Origin of the sequence: Yoonia vestfoldensis DSM 16212, assembly GCF_000382265.1 — a bacterium.
Lineage (GTDB): Bacteria > Pseudomonadota > Alphaproteobacteria > Rhodobacterales > Rhodobacteraceae > Yoonia > Yoonia vestfoldensis.
In genome coordinates this window covers 60,741-77,006 of record NZ_KB907981.1, presented here as the reverse complement: position 1 = coordinate 77,006, position 16,266 = coordinate 60,741, and the positions used below count along the sequence as shown (strand labels likewise).

The 16,266-nt window shown below is 63.1% G+C and carries 18 protein-coding genes; 5 read left to right on the top strand and 13 right to left on the bottom strand.

Annotation, left to right across the window (positions count from 1 at the left end; translation table 11 throughout):
* Positions 1 to 16 precede the first annotated feature (16 nt).
* From H147_RS0110655 to H147_RS0110635, 5 genes are all read right to left on the bottom strand, one after another.
* Positions 17 to 1,522: a winged helix-turn-helix domain-containing tetratricopeptide repeat protein gene (locus H147_RS0110655; RefSeq protein WP_019955357.1), complete on the bottom strand. Its 1,506-nt coding sequence runs from the start codon at positions 1,520 to 1,522 to the stop codon at positions 17 to 19.
* A 474-nt stretch (positions 1,523 to 1,996) separates the two neighbouring features.
* Positions 1,997 to 2,149 (bottom strand): hypothetical protein, encoded by a 153-nt coding sequence (locus tag H147_RS21255; RefSeq protein WP_019955355.1) that lies wholly within the window; start codon positions 2,147 to 2,149, stop codon positions 1,997 to 1,999.
* Between the two features lie 12 nt (positions 2,150 to 2,161).
* On the bottom strand, positions 2,162 to 2,722 hold the full coding sequence (locus H147_RS19620) for a helix-turn-helix transcriptional regulator (protein ID WP_019955354.1): 561 nt from the start codon (positions 2,720 to 2,722) through the stop codon (positions 2,162 to 2,164).
* Between the two features lie 3 nt (positions 2,723 to 2,725).
* Positions 2,726 to 2,863 (bottom strand): HTH domain-containing protein, encoded by a 138-nt coding sequence (locus H147_RS21355; RefSeq protein ID WP_019955353.1) that lies wholly within the window; start codon positions 2,861 to 2,863, stop codon positions 2,726 to 2,728.
* A 6-nt stretch (positions 2,864 to 2,869) separates the two neighbouring features.
* The gene (locus H147_RS0110635; RefSeq protein WP_019955352.1) at positions 2,870 to 3,172 is read right to left on the bottom strand and encodes a hypothetical protein; all 303 of its coding nucleotides are present in this window, start codon (positions 3,170 to 3,172) and stop codon (positions 2,870 to 2,872) included.
* A 245-nt stretch (positions 3,173 to 3,417) separates the two neighbouring features.
* Here H147_RS0110635 and H147_RS0110630 point away from each other — a divergent pair, with 245 nt between their 5' ends.
* Positions 3,418 to 4,194 carry a hypothetical protein gene (locus H147_RS0110630; protein ID WP_019955351.1) on the top strand — a complete coding sequence of 259 codons (777 nt, stop codon included), beginning with the start codon at positions 3,418 to 3,420 and terminating at the stop codon, positions 4,192 to 4,194.
* A 14-nt stretch (positions 4,195 to 4,208) separates the two neighbouring features.
* Here H147_RS0110630 and guaD read toward each other — a convergent pair whose 3' ends face one another.
* Positions 4,209 to 5,504, bottom strand: coding sequence for a guanine deaminase (gene guaD, locus H147_RS0110625; protein ID WP_019955350.1), 1,296 nt, complete (start codon positions 5,502 to 5,504; stop codon positions 4,209 to 4,211).
* A gap of 99 nt (positions 5,505 to 5,603) precedes the next feature.
* On the opposite strand from guaD, the gene mgtE reads away from it, so the two are divergent.
* Genes mgtE through H147_RS0110610 form a run of 3 tightly spaced genes read left to right on the top strand, consistent with a single transcriptional unit; the run spans position 5,604 to position 7,967 of the window.
* Positions 5,604 to 6,977: a magnesium transporter gene (gene mgtE, locus H147_RS0110620; RefSeq protein WP_019955349.1), complete on the top strand. Its 1,374-nt coding sequence runs from the start codon at positions 5,604 to 5,606 to the stop codon at positions 6,975 to 6,977.
* Positions 6,974 to 7,516, top strand: a complete 543-nt coding sequence (locus H147_RS0110615; RefSeq protein WP_019955348.1) for a 5-formyltetrahydrofolate cyclo-ligase — start codon at positions 6,974 to 6,976, stop codon at positions 7,514 to 7,516. Before mgtE ends, H147_RS0110615 begins: the two co-directional genes overlap by 4 nt.
* 37 nt (positions 7,517 to 7,553) lie before the next feature.
* Positions 7,554 to 7,967: a VOC family protein gene (locus H147_RS0110610; RefSeq protein WP_019955347.1), complete on the top strand. Its 414-nt coding sequence runs from the start codon at positions 7,554 to 7,556 to the stop codon at positions 7,965 to 7,967.
* 64 nt (positions 7,968 to 8,031) lie between these two features.
* On the opposite strand, the gene H147_RS0110605 is transcribed toward H147_RS0110610, so the two are convergent.
* The 4 genes from H147_RS0110605 to H147_RS0110590 all read right to left on the bottom strand — a co-directional run bounded on the left by H147_RS0110605 (position 8,032) and on the right by H147_RS0110590 (position 12,361).
* Complete coding sequence (locus tag H147_RS0110605; RefSeq protein WP_019955346.1) at positions 8,032 to 8,781, bottom strand: YebC/PmpR family DNA-binding transcriptional regulator; 750 nt, start codon at positions 8,779 to 8,781, stop codon at positions 8,032 to 8,034.
* Between the two features lie 73 nt (positions 8,782 to 8,854).
* Positions 8,855 to 10,636 (bottom strand): SLC13 family permease, encoded by a 1,782-nt coding sequence (locus H147_RS0110600; protein WP_019955345.1) that lies wholly within the window; start codon positions 10,634 to 10,636, stop codon positions 8,855 to 8,857.
* Positions 10,629 to 11,549 carry a DMT family transporter gene (locus tag H147_RS19615; RefSeq protein WP_019955344.1) on the bottom strand — a complete coding sequence of 307 codons (921 nt, stop codon included), beginning with the start codon at positions 11,547 to 11,549 and terminating at the stop codon, positions 10,629 to 10,631. The genes H147_RS0110600 and H147_RS19615 overlap by 8 nt, the downstream gene beginning before the upstream one ends.
* Entirely contained in the window at positions 11,546 to 12,361 is an 816-nt protein-coding gene (locus H147_RS0110590) for a TIGR00282 family metallophosphoesterase (RefSeq protein ID WP_019955343.1), read from the bottom strand. Before H147_RS0110590 ends, H147_RS19615 begins: the two co-directional genes overlap by 4 nt.
* Before the next feature lie 84 nt (positions 12,362 to 12,445).
* Between H147_RS0110590 and H147_RS0110585 the strand changes: the two genes are divergently transcribed.
* On the top strand, positions 12,446 to 13,360 hold the full coding sequence (locus tag H147_RS0110585; protein WP_019955342.1) for a DMT family transporter: 915 nt from the start codon (positions 12,446 to 12,448) through the stop codon (positions 13,358 to 13,360).
* Between the two features lie 64 nt (positions 13,361 to 13,424).
* Here the strand turns inward: H147_RS0110585 and choV are convergent, their stop codons facing one another.
* From choV to H147_RS0110570, 3 genes are read right to left on the bottom strand one after another with little or no spacing between them, the layout of a single operon-like run.
* On the bottom strand, positions 13,425 to 14,432 hold the full coding sequence (choV, locus tag H147_RS0110580; protein ID WP_019955341.1) for a choline ABC transporter ATP-binding protein: 1,008 nt from the start codon (positions 14,430 to 14,432) through the stop codon (positions 13,425 to 13,427).
* Positions 14,429 to 15,262 (bottom strand): choline ABC transporter permease subunit, encoded by an 834-nt coding sequence (gene choW / locus H147_RS0110575; RefSeq protein ID WP_019955340.1) that lies wholly within the window; start codon positions 15,260 to 15,262, stop codon positions 14,429 to 14,431. The genes choV and choW overlap by 4 nt, the downstream gene beginning before the upstream one ends.
* A gap of 54 nt (positions 15,263 to 15,316) precedes the next feature.
* On the bottom strand, positions 15,317 to 16,240 hold the full coding sequence (locus H147_RS0110570; protein ID WP_019955339.1) for a choline ABC transporter substrate-binding protein: 924 nt from the start codon (positions 16,238 to 16,240) through the stop codon (positions 15,317 to 15,319).
* Positions 16,241 to 16,266: the final 26 nt, after the last annotated feature.

Below are 16,266 nucleotides of genomic sequence, written 5' to 3'. Positions count from 1 at the left end.
CCGTTAAGCGCGCGGTCTAGGGTCGCGCCACGCCGGCAAGGTCAAACGCCAAGGCCACCGCGTCCATCAGGTGCTGCCGGTCGTGCGCATGTTCCAACGTGTAGCCGCGTCGCATGATGTCGATGTGGTCCATATCGGGCTGTTCGGCCACCACGGCCTGAATGATGGCCTTCGCGTCGTCGGTCCGGCCTGCCTTGGCCAGCATCGCGCCCAGAAAGACCCGCCTGCGGAGCGAGAGTTTCGGAATTTGCAGGAAAGCGTCAACCGCTTCGCAGTAGCGGCCAGCCATGAAAAGCGCCTGACCGCGCAAAGGCGCGTCATATGCAATCCGCAAGGGACACAGATCCGCCACCTCGTCCAATATGCCGATCACCTCGATAGCACGGCCTCTGTTCATGACGATGACGGCATAGTCGAACAGACATTCGACACTGGACGGGTTCAGTTGCAGACCAAAGCGGGCGTTCGCCTCTGCCTGCGCGAAATGACCGCAGATGACTTGGATGTACCCAAGACCGGAATGCGTCCGGCCGTCGAAGGGGGCAAGTGTGACCGCGTGGCGTGCATATTCCAGCGTCCGTTCGCGCACGTCAGCGGGTGCCAACGCATATTCATGTACGGTCAATTCCGCCCAGGCCATATGGGTCCATGCCAAGGCGAAACCCGGGTCGGCCTTGACGGCCGCCTTAAAGTGTCCAAGGCATACCTGCGCCGTCTCGACATCATCGCTGGTCCATAAGGCAAGACCGCGCGCCCGATGGTCATATGCTGTCAGATTGCTGGTTTGCGCCGATGACCCGTGCCGATGGCCCTCGACCTCTATGCCGTTGACGATATGGCCGACGACCCGTGCCACGATCCGGTCCCATGCCGACAGAATCGCATCGCCCGTGCAATCCAGCGTTTCGCGCCAGACCTGTTCGAACGAAGCGATTTCCGTCAGCGAAAGTCGCAAGGTCAGTTTGTCATCCTGATAGAAAGCGGTGCCTTCGATCACGTAGTCGGCGCGCAAAAGCTGTGCGACGCCGACCGCGTCGCGCCCATCGAGAAGCGCGCCGCGTGCCGATACTGTCGAGACGACCCGCAAGGTCCGGTATCGTGTCAACCCCGATGCGACATCCTCGGCCAGGGCATCGATGCGCAGCGCCATTTTGGCGTCATAGGGCCGCTGCAAAAACGGCATCACGAGAACGCGGGGAAGGGCGCTGGGTTGGTTCCCATCCTGGACGGCGCTGTCCGGTGGCAGGTCCATCAGGTAACCACGACCGCGTATCGTGCGGATCAGCGTCGCATCGGTGTCCGCGAGCGCGGTGCGGACATCGCGGATGGCTTGCGTCAGGGAATCTTCGGTGACGGTGACATCAGGCCAGATCGCGTCGAGCAATTCGTCCTTGGTGACCACCTGTCCGGCCTTTCCAGCCAACAGACCCAGCAGCAGAAAAGACTTTTGCCGCAGTGCAACAAGTTTTGCAGCCCGCGTGAGCGTACCGGCATTCACGTCGAGAACCGTGTCGTTCAGCACGAACCTGGGAGAGCCAAGTGTCAAAAACAAGCCTATTGAATGATAGTCGAACTAACGATGAACCACAGCACACATTAATCCGGAACAATCATCCGGCTTTCACAAGATTCAGCAAAATTTCAGACAACCGTCCACGACGACGATGTGCCCCTGTGAAAGGCTGATCACAGGCACAGCATATCCTGTGACCTGCCGGAGGGACAAGAATGCATTTCATCCAGAACGCGATTGCATCCGACGTTTGGGCAAGGCCACCGGTGCCGTTTCGGGCGATCAGCGCGGCTTGCGTCATCACCGCAAAGCACACGCGGCAGCAAGATCAGGCCGACAGCAGGCGCGTCGTCAGCGCATCAATTCCCCCCTTGGCTGACAGCCTCGTGCATCAGCTGCCTGCGATCGGCGTTTTCGCCCCGGCCGCAGATTTTATGACCCCCCACCGCGCATTTCATGGCCACGAGAGAGGTGGAAACCATGTCAACCGGAACTGATTTTGCAAGCGATTGCATCCGCCTGCTTGAAAGCGTCTGTCGCACCTTCGGACGGCGTCGTGCTGTCCTGCGCGATGTGGAAAATGTTGATCCGCCGTTTGGCCCGGAAACATCCGGCCGCGCGACCAAGATCGTCCATTGGCACCAATAGTCACGGTTGTCCGGCGTCCTTTGCCATCCGCTCCGCGACCAGCGCCAGATAATCATCCAAGGTCTTGCCGGTTTCGGGATGAAACGTTTTGTCGGTCGCTTCGCAGACCTCGATGCGGTCGATGCGAAAAGCGCGGAAATCCCCGCGCCATTCGCACCACGCCGTAGCGGTCCAGACCTGCCCCCAGTATTCGGTCTGCAACGGGCGGATGATCCGCGTGGACGGGATGTCATCCAGTGACAGATAGGTGATGCGCAGTTTGAGCCTGTCGCGGATCGCGCGGCGCAACAGCGGCATGTGCCGGAACCCTGCGCGGGCGGGCTTGAATTCGTAGACGCCAAAGCCCCATGATTTCGGTGCGCGGCGTCTGTTGGACGCATGTTCGCCCACCTTTGCCAGCAGGGTCTTCGCGGCCACCTGCAATTCCGCGTCCGCGACCTCGCGCACGATGGCCATGCCAAGATTCAGCGCCTCCAGTTCCGTCAGCGACAGCGCCATCGGTGGCAGGAACACGGGGTCGCGCAGCAGATAACCGACCCCGCGTTCGCCGTCGATCGGCACTCCTTACGCGACAAGCGTGTCGATGTCGCGATAGATTGTGCGCACCGATACATCCAGCGCAGCCGCGATGTCGCGCGCAAGGTGAAGCCGTCCGTCACGGATGATCTCCACAATGTCCGCCAGTCGCGCGCTGCGCGGCATGGGCAGTCAGTTCACCGCGACTGCGACGGTGCCGTGCAGCATCGTGACACTTGGCCCGTCGATGGCACCCATGAAGGCCGCAGCCTCCGGCGCTGTTTCAATGCTGGCCGCGGCAGCCTTGGCGGCGTCCATATCCGCCCAAGCGACATGGTCGATCCAGACGCCGGTTTCCGAAACGGACAGGCGGCGGGACAGAAAGCCCGGACAGGTGGTCAGATAGCTGTTCATCGCGGCTGCAAGCCGGACGAATGCGGCAGGGCTGGTGGTGTCGTTGATCTTGAAGGTGACGGTTTCGATGACGTTGGGCATGGGATACTCCTGAAGCCGGTTGATTGAGCCTTCTCTGGATAGCCCCCCGCAACTGACAGAACGTGTCAGTTGAGAATTGCCGATTACGCTCTTTTGTCAATCGCCCGCTGACGGGATTGGCGCGGACGTTCACGCCTTTGGGCTGCGTCAGGCAAAGCGTTCGTGCGCTGAAATCGTGGGTCTCTGCGGCACCAACCAGCACGAACGCCTTGCGCTTCTCACCGGGTTTGGCGCAGCGTGGGTCCATGACCATCGAACAAACCGTCTTGTCGCACCGTGACCTTTCCTTGGTCCGCTCGCATATCAAACGCGACTACGCTACCTTGCGTGATCGCACCATGCGCGAATACGGGCCTGATCTTGCGGCGCAGGCGGACCGCGCTGTGGCATTGATCATCGACGTCATCATGCGAAAGATTGCCCGCAAGATCGACCGCGATGATGCGGTGAAAGTCTTTGCAGAAAACGGGTGGCACATTGATTCCGGTACATCGCCGGACCTTTTTGCGCAATATCATGATCTTGCGCTGATCGCGCCGCAGGGGCCGATCACCGGGCTATCGGAATTCGAGGCTGCATTTTTTCTGAAAAGCCTCGATCAAAAACACTTTGGGCAGTCCAAAGAGCGCACGATCATCCTGATCAACCAGGATTTTCCGGATGCCGTGCTGGCAATTTCCAATCTTGGTGATGAGCCCCGGCGCGACCGCGCCTTCGGGCTGAAGGCCATTCTGCCGCCATGCGCGGATTATCTGCTGTGGTGGGCGGTGCGCAGCTCGCGGTTGTGGACTTACTTTGCGGAACCCGTCGATCTGGACGAGAATGCATGGGTTGTCCGTAGCGCGCCAGCGCAAACCCAACGCAAGCGGCCTTTCGCAAAAGCCGCCCTTGGCATCAGGGACCATAGGCTGGCCCCGGCGATCAGCGAGGAACGGTTCTTTGTCGCGCCCTTCGCGGTGCCGGTCGCCACCACGGACCTTACGGTCCGTGCCGGGTCGTATCTGGCGTATCATTGCCTTTAGCTTCGTTCGCCGGTCTATCCGCGGCCCTGCCGCACCCCCGCGATCCAGACATCGGCAATCGCGCGGTCGTCACCCATCATGATCGTCGGGAACAGCGCGTCCCAGATATCATCGGCCCGCGCGCTGCGCTGCGCGATGGCGGGGGTCGCGGCAAGGTCGAGCACGGTGATATCCGCCGCAGCCCCCACGCCCAGATGCCCGATCTCGCCTGTCATGTGGAGCGCCTGCGCCGATCCTTCGGTCGCCAGCCACATCAGCTGCGCGGGATGCAGGGCCACGCCGCGCAATTGCCCGATCTCATAGGCCGCAGCCATCGTGCGCAGCATCGAAAACGACGACCCGCCGCCTGTGTCCGTGGCCAGCCCGATGGTCAGCCCCGCGCGCGCCAGCCCCATCAGGTCGAACAGCCCCGACCCGATGAAGGTGTTCGACGTCGGGCAATGCACGACGGCGGCGCCCACTTCGGCCAGCCGCGCAATCTCGCGCGGCTCAAGATGGATCGCATGGCCGTAAAGACCGCGCGCGCCCAGCAGGCCAAAGGTCTCGTAGGTATCCAGATAGTCGCGGGCATCCGGAAACAGATCGCGGACCCAGGCGATTTCGGGCAATTGCTCGCTCAGATGGGTCTGCATCAGGCAGGTCGGGTTCTCGGCCCACAGCGCGCCAAGGGCGGCCAGCTGGTCCGGCGTCGAGGTGGGCGAGAACCGCGGCGTGATCGCATAGGTCGCGCGGCCCTTGCGGTGCCAGCGCGCGATCAGCGCCTTGCTGTCGTCATAAGCCGCCTGCGCCGTGTCACGCAGATTGTCGGGCGCGTTGCGGTCCATGCAGGTCTTGCCTGCGACCACGGCCATGTCGCGCGCGGCGGCGGCGGTAAAGAATGCCTCCACGCTCGCAGGGTGGATCGTGCAGAAGCTCGTCAGCGTGGTGGTGCCATAGGCCACGGCCAGATCGATCGTGCGCACCGCGATCTCGGCGGCATAGGCGGGGTCGGCAAGGCGCGCCTCTTCGGGGAACGTATAGGTGTTCAGCCAGTCGATCAGCTGCTTGCCCCAGCTCGCGATGATGGCGGTCTGGGGATAATGCATATGCGCATCGATAAAGCCCGCGCTGATCAGCTTGCCCGCGTAATCCACGACCTGTGCATCGGGATGGGCGCTGCGCAACGCCGCCCCGTCACCCACGGCGACGATCCGGCCTGCATCCACCAGCACACCGCCTGCGGAATCGTATCGCACCGCATCGGCCCAGTCGCCATTAAGGGGATTGCCGGAAAATCCAAGCGTCTGGCCAAGAAGAAGATGTTTTGTCATCCGACCCCTATAGGCTGCGCAAAAGCCTGCGTAAATCGGGGAATGGCGTTGTCCCCGTGGACGCTTTGACTATGCTGCGCGCGACAACGGAGGTGCCAGATGGCGGATATCGACGACGAGGTTGACGCAGAGGCCTTCGGCATCACAGACCGGACCGTGGCCGAGGTGCTGAACGCCGTGATGCAGGGCGACGCGGCGGCGGTTGATGCGCTTCTTGACCCGTTGCACCCTGCCGATATCGCGCATCTGATCGAATTGATCGACAGCAAGGAACGGCGCGACCTGCTGACGCTGTGGCAAGGCGGGATCGACGGCGACATCCTGTCCGAGTTGGACGAAAACCTGCGCGAAGAGATCATCCAGCAGCTGGCACCCGCCGAACTGGCCACCGCCCTGCGTGATCTAGACAGCGACGACGTGGTCGATCTGGTCGAATATCTGGGCGAGGACCAGCAGGAGGCCGTGCTCGACGCGCTCGACGCCAGCGACCGGGTCGTGGTGGAACAGGCGCTGTCCTACCCCGAGGAATCGGCAGGCCGCCACATGCAGTCCGAACTGGTGCGCGCGCCCGAACACTGGACCGTGGGCGATGCCATCGACTATCTGCGCTCGGACGTGGTGCTGCCGGACCAGTTCTATCACATCATCCTTGTCGATCCGCGGCTCAAGGCGGTGGGCTATGTCACGCTGGGGCGCATCCTGAGCCATCCGCGCACCACCCCCCTGCGCGATCTGACCGAGGAGACATTCCGCACCTTCCACGTCGCGCAAGGCGTGGAAGAGGTGGCGCAGGCCATCAATCATTATCACCTGATCACCGCCCCCGTGGTCGATGACGACGACCGTGTCGTCGGTGTCATCACCATCGACGATGCGATGGCCTTCCTCGAAGAAGAGGCCGAGGAGGATATCCTGCGCCTTGCCGGTGTGGGCGAAGGCAGCCTGTCGGACAATGTGATTGAGACAACGAAACAGCGGTTTCCGTGGCTTGCGGTCAACCTGTTGACGGCGATCCTCGCCTCGCTGGTCATTTCCCTGTTCGAGGAAACCATCGCGGGGCTGGTGGCCTTGGCCGTGCTGATGCCGATCGTGGCGTCCATGGGCGGCAATGCGGGCACGCAATCGCTGACCGTGGCGGTGCGCGCGCTGGCGACACGTGACCTCACACCTTCCAACGTCTGGCGGGTGATCCGGCGCGAGGCGATGGTCGGCCTTTTGAACGGGCTGGCCTTTGCGGTCGTGATGGGCGTAGTGGGCACGGTCTGGTTCGATGCGCCGATGCTGGGGGTCGTGATCGCCGCAGCGATGGTGGTCAACCTGCTGGTCGCGGGCCTGGCGGGTATTGGCGTGCCGGTCGTGATGGACCGTTTCGGGATCGACCCCGCGCTGGCCTCGGGCACGTTTGTGACCACCGTCACCGACGTCGTGGGGTTCTTCGCCTTCCTCGGGCTCGCCTCGATCATGCTGCTGTGATCGACAAATCCGCCGCCCGCACCGCAGCCTTTGCCCGCCGCGCTGCTGCGCACCGGCCCGATGCGGCCAGTGCCGGCTATCTGAGCCAGGTTCTGGCGGGTTACCGTGGCGTGCCACTCGCTGGCTACATGGCGATGCGCACCGAAATCGACCCGACCCCCGCCATGGCCGAGGCGTCCGCCCATGGCCCCGTCGGCGTGCCTGTGATCTCTGCCAAAGGCCAGCCGTTGCAATTCCGTCTATGGGACCCCGATTGCGCGCTCATCGCAGGCCCGTTCGGCGCACAGGTCCCTGCCACAGGGGACTGGATGACCCCGCAAATCCTGATCGTGCCGCTGGTGGCGTTCAGCCGAAAGGGCGGGCGGCTGGGCTATGGTGGCGGGTTCTATGACCGGACGCTGGAACAGCTGCGCGCACAGGGCCCTGTGCTGGCCATTGGCTTTGCCTATGCCGCGCAGGAAGACCCCGCCCTGCCGCTTGAACCCACCGACCAGCCGCTGGACCTGATCGTCACCGAACAGGGGATCATCACCCCATAGCTATCATCGCCACACCAACCCGAAAGGACCACGCCCCATGATCGCTTATGTCACAGTCGGCGCTGACGATATGGCGGCTGTCGAACGGTTTTACGCAGCCTTCCTGTCGGCCATCGGCTACACCGTCCAAGAAGGCCCCGAGGGGCTGAGCTATATTTTGCCCGTCACTCTGGGCCAGCCCTTCGCCCCACCGGATTTTTACGTCAAGCCGACGTTCGACGGGCGTCCCGCCTCGGCAGGCAATGGCACGATGGTCGCGTTCGAACTGCGCAACCAAAAACAGGTCCGCGACCTGCACGCCGCAGCCCTTGGCGCAGGCGGCACCGACGAAGGCCAGCCGGGGTTTCGCGCGGCCTACGGGCCGGATTTCTATGTCGGCTACCTACGCGATCCGCAGGGCAACAAGATCGCCCTGTTCTCAACTCACCCCGATGAAACGCGTCCCGAGTGAACGCGCCCTGATCATCTTCCGAGCCCAAATATCCCCGCCGGAGGCCTGAAAGTTCTTTCGACCCTCAGCTTTCCGAAAACGCCGCCATCACGGCGTCGGACGCCTCGAAATTCGCGGTCACGCGCTGCACGTCGTCGTCGTCTTCCAGCGTGTCGAGCAGTTTCATCAGCTTGGCCAGACCCTCGGCATCGACCTCGGTGGTCATGTTGGGCTTCCAGATCAGCTTGGTCGAGATCGATTCGCCCAAGGCCGGTTCCAGCGCGTTCGACACTTCGGCAAGGTCCACATCCGCGCAATAGATGACGTGGTTGTCGTCGTCGCTTTGCACATCCTCGGCACCGGCTTCGATGGCGGCCATCATCACCGCATCGGCATCCGCGACGGATGCGGGATAGACGATCTCGCCCTTGCGGTCGAACATGAAGGCGACCGATCCGGTCTCACCCAGATTGCCGCCGTTCTTGGTAAAGGTGGAGCGCACGGTCGATGCGGTGCGGTTGCGGTTGTCGGTCATCGCCTCGACGATCACGGCGATCCCGCCGGGGCCGTAACCTTCATAGCGGATTTCGTCGTAATTTTCAGCATCGCCGCCTTGCGATTTCTTGATCGCGCGGTCGATCACGTCCTTGGGGACAGAATTCGACTTGGCCTCTTTCACGGCCAGCCGCAGGCGGGGGTTCTTGTCGGGGTCGGGGTCGCCCATCTTGGCGGCCACGGTGATTTCCTTGGCCAGCTTGGAAAACAGCTTGGAGCGCAGCTTGTCCTGCCGGCCCTTGCGGTGCTGGATATTCGCCCATTTGGAATGGCCCGCCATGGGAAACCTCTTGTCATGTCCAGTGTAAATCTGCGCCTCTATAAGACAAGCGCACGGGCAGGGGCAAGCCCGCTCACAAAGGCCAGATCAGCGGGATCACGAAAGACACGATGGGGGCCAGCGTGATGTTCAACGGGATGCCGAAGCGCAGGAAATCCGCGAACTTGTAGCCGCCCGGCCCAAACACCAGCGTGTTGGTCTGATACCCGATGGGGGTCGCGAAACTGGCGCTGGCGGCGATCATCACCGCCACGACCAGCGGGCGCGGGTCCACCCCCAGCGCTGTGGCAAGGCCAATCGCGATGGGCGTCATCACGACCGCGACGGCATTGTTGGACACCACTTCCGTCAGCAGGCTTGCCAGCGCGTAGACGGCGAGAACGACCAGAAACGGGGGCAGCGCCATCATGTAAGGGGCCGCCGCCGTCGCGATCATCTCCACCGCGCCCGAGGATTGCAGCGCAGATCCGATCCCCAGCATGGCAAAGATCAGCGCCAGCAACCGGCCTTCGATAAAGGAAAACGCCTCGTCCGCGTCGATGCAGCCGGTCATCAGCACCACCGTCACCCCGATCATCGCCAGCATCAGGATCGGGGCCACGTTCAGCGCGGCAAGTCCGACGATGGCCAACAGGACTCCGATCGCTATCGGTGCATGGCCCCGCCGGTAGGCGCGTTGCGATGGGGCGGACACATCGCCAAGGTTCATATCCTCGGCCAGACGCGCGATATCGGCAGGCGCACCTTCCAGCAGCAATGTATCGCCGACGCGCACGGTCATATCGTCGATCTGCTGGCTGATATTGGCGTCGCGCCGGTGGACCGCCAGCGGATAGACCGCATAGCGCCGCCGCAGCCGCAGCGACCCCAACCGGCGGTCGGCCATCTTGCAATTGGGGGTGATCAGCACCTCGACTGTCGTTGTCTCAACCGCGGAAACCTGATCCACGCGGCGCAGTTCCTTGTTGGCCTGCAGGGACAAAAGCTCTGTCATCTCGGTGCGCAGCACAACGCGGTCGCCGACCTGCAAGCTCACGTTCTTCAGATCGCGCCGCAGCGATTGGTCGCCGCGCACCACGTCGATCAGGCGCACGCCGTCGCGCTTGAACAATTGCACGCCGGTCACATCACGCCCGATCAGGTTGCTGTCGGGGGGGATCACGGCTTCGGAGAAAAACTTTTTCTTCGACCTGTCCGACAGCATGCCCGCCATGCTTTGCCGGTCGGGCAGCAGGCGCGGGGCCATGAAATACATATAGGTAAAGGTCCATGCCACGACGACGAGACCGACCGGCATGATCTCCAGTATCCCGAAAGGTTCCATGCCGGACGCTCGCGCGACACCATCTACCAACAGGTTCGTCGAGGTCCCGATCAGCGTCAGCGTGCCGCCCACAATGGCGGCATAGCTGAGCGGGATCAGCAGCTTGGAGGCCGAGACACCCAAGGACCGCGACATCTGGATAAAGACCGGGATCATCACCACGACCAGCGGCGTGTTGTTCATGATCGCACTGGCCAGCGCCACGAACAGCAACCCGCCGCCGATGGCCCGTGCGGGGCTGACCTTGGCCTGCCGTTCCGCGAGCCGTGTCATTGCATCAAGCGCACCCGTGCGCACAAGCGCACCGACGATGATGAACATCGCCGCAATCGTCCATGGCGCAGGGTTGGAAAACGCATCGACCGCCGCCTGATAGGGCAGAACGCCCGTCACAAGCAGGATGCTGACACCGCACATCGCGACGACTTCGGTCGGGTAGATTTCGCGCAGGAACAGCACAAACATGCCGACAAGCACGGCAAGGGTCAGCCACGCCTGTTGGGTCTGGGTCAGCGCGAACAGCTCAGTCATGCGCCAAAGCCTGGGCCGGCGCGGGCTCTTCGGCAACGCGCGGTCGCACCAGCGTCAGGCCGACGGCCATCGCCGCAAGGGCCGCCCAGACCCACAGGCTATAGTTTTCGCGCAAAAGCAGCATGGCCCAGATGACTCCGAATCCTGTGACAAGATAGCTGATCTGCCCGGCAAAAACCGCCCCGCCGCGCCGGACCAGCCAGATATAGCCGGTATAGACCACGACATGGATGACCGCACCCAGCAGCATCGTCAGATCGGCAAGGATGAAAGGCGCTGCGGGCACGCGCAATTGGTCCGTCGCCAGCGCCATGGGCAGCGCGATCACAACCCCGATGGCCGAGGCTCCGAACAGCACCTGTACCGGATCAAGCCCCGCCGTCCCCCATTTCGCGACGATATTGCCCTCAAGCGCATAGCAGAACGGGGCGATCAGCGCCAAAGGCAGGAAGGCCACCATCGCGCGGTCCGGCAGGCTCGCTTCGGGCAGGGCGATCAGGGCGACGCCTGTCAGACCGAGCGCCAGCCCCGCCATGCGCCGCCACGAAAACCGGTCGTTTCCCAGCGCCAGTGCAATGGGAAATGCGATCAGCGGGATGGTCGAGATCACGATGGACATGACCCCCGCAGGCAGATCAAAAGCCGCGCGATAGCTGGCGGAATTGGGGATCAGCGTGCCCAGCGTCGCGATCATCAGCCAAAAGGCAATCGTGCGCGGCGTGACAGGCAAGCGCCCCAATGTCCGCCAGCGCCAGGCCCCCAGCAACACCATGCCGATCAGCATCTGCCAAAAGATCATGCCCAGCGGTTCATAGCCGCCCGTCACGGTAATCTTGGTCAGCGGTTGCGTCAGCCCCCATCCTGCCCCAAGGGCCACCAGCGCCAGCGTCAGCAGCGCGTGATCGCGCGTCATGCGGGCCCGCTCTGCGCGAGTTTGCCGCCTTGGCGGACCATCACGACGCGGGTGGCACGGCCGGTGCGGTCGTCGGTTTCGACGTAAAGCCCCGACAGCGTCGCCTCGGATTCCGCAGGGGTGAAGCGGTCCTTGGGCATGCCGGTGATGAAGCGGCGCAGGGGTTCGGCCTTGTCCATGCCGATGACCGAATTGTAGTCGCCGCACATGCCTGCATCGGTCTGGTAGGCGGTGCCGCCGCCAAGGATCATCGCATCACCCGTGGGCACGTGGGTATGGGTGCCGACGACGATGCTGGCGCGCCCGTCGCAGAAATGCCCCAGCGCCATCTTTTCGGATGTCGCCTCGCAATGGATGTCGAGCAGGCTGGCCTGCACCTGCCCCCCCATCGGATATTGTCGCAGCACTGTGTCGAGCGCCGAGAACGGATCGTCGAAGGGACGTTTCATGAACACCTGACCCAGCGCCTGTGCGACCAGAACCTTGCGCCCATTGGTGGCATTGAACACCCGCGCGCCGACGCCGGGGGCGGCCTTGGAAAAGTTCAGCGGCCGGATGATGCGCGGCTCTGCTGCGGCAAAGGCCAGCATGTCCTTTTGATCGAAAGCGTGATCGCCCAGCGTGATGACATCGGCGCCTGCTTCCAGCAGCAGTTTTGCATGCGGCGCGGACAGGCCCATGCCGGATGTCGCGTTCTCGCCGTTGACCACGATGAAATCGAGCCGCCAGTCGGCGCGCAGGCGGGGCAGGTGGGTGGTGATCGCGGTCCGGCCCGAGCGGCCCATGACATCGCCGAGGAAAAGTATCTTCATGCCCCTTTGGTAAGGGCGGATCGCGGCCTGTGCCAGTGCGAAAATGTCGCTGGCATCCGGCGTTTATTGGTGCGACCCAAAGGCATGAGTGATTTGCAGCCCATGCGTCCTGCGTCAAACCCCGTGGCGGGTGTCTTGTGGATGGTTCTGACCGGCGTCATGTTTGTCGCCGTCACGGCCATCGTGAAACACGTGGGCGATGATGTTCCTGCCGCGCAGGCCGCGTTCCTGCGTTACGTTCTGGGGCTTGTGTTCCTGTTGCCGATGATCCGGCCGATCCTGTCGGCCCGCCTGACAGCGCGGCAGATGAAGATGTTCGGCCTGCGCGGCGTCGTGCATTCGCTGGCGGTGATCTTGTGGTTCTACGCGATGGCGCGCATTCCCATCGCAGAGGTGACGGCGATGAATTATCTTTCGCCGGTCTATGTCTCGATCGGGGCGGCGCTGTTTCTGGGCGAAAAGCTGCCGCCGCGCCGCCTGATCGCGGTGCTGCTGGCGCTCGTGGGGGCGGCGATCATCCTGCGCCCCGGCGTGAAGGCGGTGGAAAGCGGCCATATCGCGATGCTGGGCACGGCTGTGCTGTTCGCGGTGGGCTATCTTCTGGCCAAGCGGCTGTCGGGCGAGGTATCGGCGGCGGTCGTTGTGGGGATGCTGTCGATCACGGTCACGATCGGGCTGGCCCCCTTTGCCTACGCTGTCTGGGTCACACCAACGCTGGCGCAGGTCGGCTGGCTGTTTCTCGTCGCCTGTTTCGCCACGGCCGGCCATTACACCATGACGCTGGCCTTCGCCGCGGCACCGCTGACGGTCACGCAGCCGGTGACGTTTTTGCAGCTGGTCTGGGCGGTGGTCTTGGGCGCGGTGGTCTTTGGCGAGGCGGTCGATGGCTGGGTCGTGTTCGGCGGGCTGGTCATCATGGCCTCTGTCAGTTTCATCACATGGCGCGAGGCGGTGGCGCGCAGGCAGGTGACGCCGGTCGTGACGCAGACCAAGGTTTAGAGAGCGCCTGACGGCGCGCCTCCGGCGGGAGTATTTTTGGAAAAAAGAAGTCGGACGAGGTGGGTCAGGCGGGGGCGAGCCGCGTGATCAGCGAACTTTGGGTAATCTGGCCGACGGGCTGGCCGTTTTCCACGACTTGCAGCGCCTGTGTGCCGATCTTTTGCAGGATCGCCTGCACCGGTGTGTCCACGTCGATCTGCGGCCCGTCGGCGGTACCTGCGATCATCACGTCGCGCGCGGTCAGCACGCCGAGCGGGTTCATGTGGGCCACGAAATCGGCCACATAGCCGTTCGCGGGGTTGGTGTAGATGTCGCGCGGCGTGCCGCATTGCACGATCCGCCCGCCTTCCATGATGGCGATGCGGTTGCCGATCTTGAACGCCTCGTCCAGATCGTGGCTGACGAAGATGATCGTGCGGCCGCGCTGTTTTTGCAGGTCGAGCAGTTCGTCCTGCAGCTTGGTGCGGATCAGCGGGTCAAGCGCCGAAAAGGGTTCGTCCATCAGCAGGATCGGCGCGTCGGTGGCGAAGGCGCGGGCAAGGCCCACGCGCTGCTGCATGCCGCCCGAAAGCTCGCCCACCAGCGCATCCGCGCGCTCGGACAGGCCCACCATGGCCAGTTCCTGATCGACGCGGGCGTGCAATTTGCCTTTGTCCATCCCGGCCAGTTCCAGCCCCAGCCCCACATTGTCGCGCACCGTCCGCCATGGCAGCAGGCCGAATTGCTGGAACACCATCGATACCGATTTCTGCCGCAGCCGCCGCAGATCGGTCGCGCTGCAATGAGTGACGTCATAGCTGTGGTCGCCGTCATGGACGCGCACCGCGCCGCGCACGACAGGGTTCAGCCCGTTGACCGCGCGCAGCAGCGTCGATTTGCCCGACCCTGACAGCCCCATCAGCACCAGGATTTCACCCTGCGCCACGTTCAGCGAACAATCATGCACGCCCAGCACCTGATCGGTCCGGGTCATGATCTCGGCCCGGTCCAGACCTTCGTCCATCAGGGAGAGCGCCGTTTGCGGTTTCGATCCGAAGACGATGCTGACATTGTCGAATTCGACCGCATTCATTTCTGTTTCACCCGCAACATCCGGTCGAGCATGATCGCCACGACGACGATGACGAAGCCGGATTCAAACCCCAGCGAGGTATTCACCGAATTCAGTGCGCGGATCACCGGCACGCCCAGCCCGCTGGCCCCCACAAGAGCCGCGATCACCACCATCGACAGCGACAGCATGATCGTCTGGTTCAGCCCCGCCATGATCTGCGGCATGGCCGAGGGCAGTTCGACCTTGATCAGGACCTGCCGTTTCGTCGCGCCGAAGGCCTGTGCCGCCTCGAGCAGGGCGGTGGGCGTGGACGCCACACCCAGATAGGTCAGCCGGATCGGCGCGGGCAGAACGAAGATCACCGTGGCGATCAGCCCCGGCACCATGCCGATGCCGAAGAACACGATGGCCGGGATCAGATAGACGAAGGTCGGCAGCGTCTGCATCAGGTCGAGCACCGGCACCATCGCGCGGTAAAGCCGGGGGCGGTGGGCAGCGGCGATGCCGATCGGCACGCCGATCCCCATGCAGACGACGCAGGCCGACAGCACCAGCGTCAGCGATTGCATCGTCTCGCGCCAGTAGCCTTGGTTGAGAATGAAGAAGAAGCCCAGAATGATCAGCAATGTGGTTTTCCAGCTGCGCTGCAAGGCCCAGGTGAGTGCGGCGAAAACCGCGACCACCACCAGCGGATGCGGTGTTTCCAGCGCCCACAGAATGCTGTCGATCAACCATTCGAGGGCCGCCGCAATCCGGTCGAACACAAAGCCCAGGTTGGCGTTCAGCCAGTCGAACACGGATTTCGCCCATGGTCCGATCGGAATCTTGTTGTCGGTCAGCCAGTTCACGCTGCTTCCTTCGGCTTGGTGGGCGAGGCCCTGATGCGGGCCTCACCCGTCAGATCAAAGACCCAGCGCCGCATTCACGGCGGCTGTTGCATCGCCACCGTCGCGCGTTGTGACGCCGTCCAGCCAGCCGGTCAGGATCTCGGGGTTGGCGGTCAGCCATGCGGTCGCCGCCTCTGCCGGATCGGCTCCGTCATCCAGGATCGCGCCCATGATCTCGTTTTCCATGGCCAGCGTGAATTCGAGGTTCTGCAGGAACTGGCCCACATTCGGGCAGCTTTCCACGTAACCCGCACGGGTATTGGTCGCGACGGTCGCGCCGCCGAGGTTCGGGCCGAACCAGTCATCACCGCCTTCGAGGTATTCCATGTCGAAGTTGGCGTTCATCGGATGCGGTTCCCAGCCGAGAAAAACGATGGGTTCGTCCCGGCTTGACGCGCGGTCCACCTGTGCCAGCATTCCCTGTTCGGAGCTTTCGAGCACTTCGAATCCGGACAGGCCGAAGGCGTCAGCGGCGATCATGTCGATGATCAGGCGGTTGCCGTCATTGCCCGGTTCGATCCCATAGATCCGGTTGTCCAAAGCGTCGGCATTGGCGGCGATGTCGTCGAAGCTGTCGATGCCCAGCTCGGCGGCGGCACGGTTCACGGCCAGCGTATATTTCGCGCCTTCCAGATTGGTACGCACGGTCTCGACGGTGCCCGCTTCACGGTAGGGGGCGATGTCGGCCTCCATTGTGGGCATCCAGTTGCCGAGAAAGACGTCGATGTCGCCTTCGGCCAAGGAAATGTATGTGACCGGCACCGACAGGATCTTGGTTTCCGTCTCGTAGCCCAGCGCCTCGAGCACGACGGTCGTCGCGGCGGTGGTGGCGGTGATGTCGGTCCAGCCGACGTCCGAAAAAGTGACGAGTTCGCATTCGGCGAAGGCCGGCATCGCGGCAAAGATTGCAAGTGCCGACAGGCTTGATTTCAGTTTCATGGATAACTCCCTGTGGTTTTTTCTTG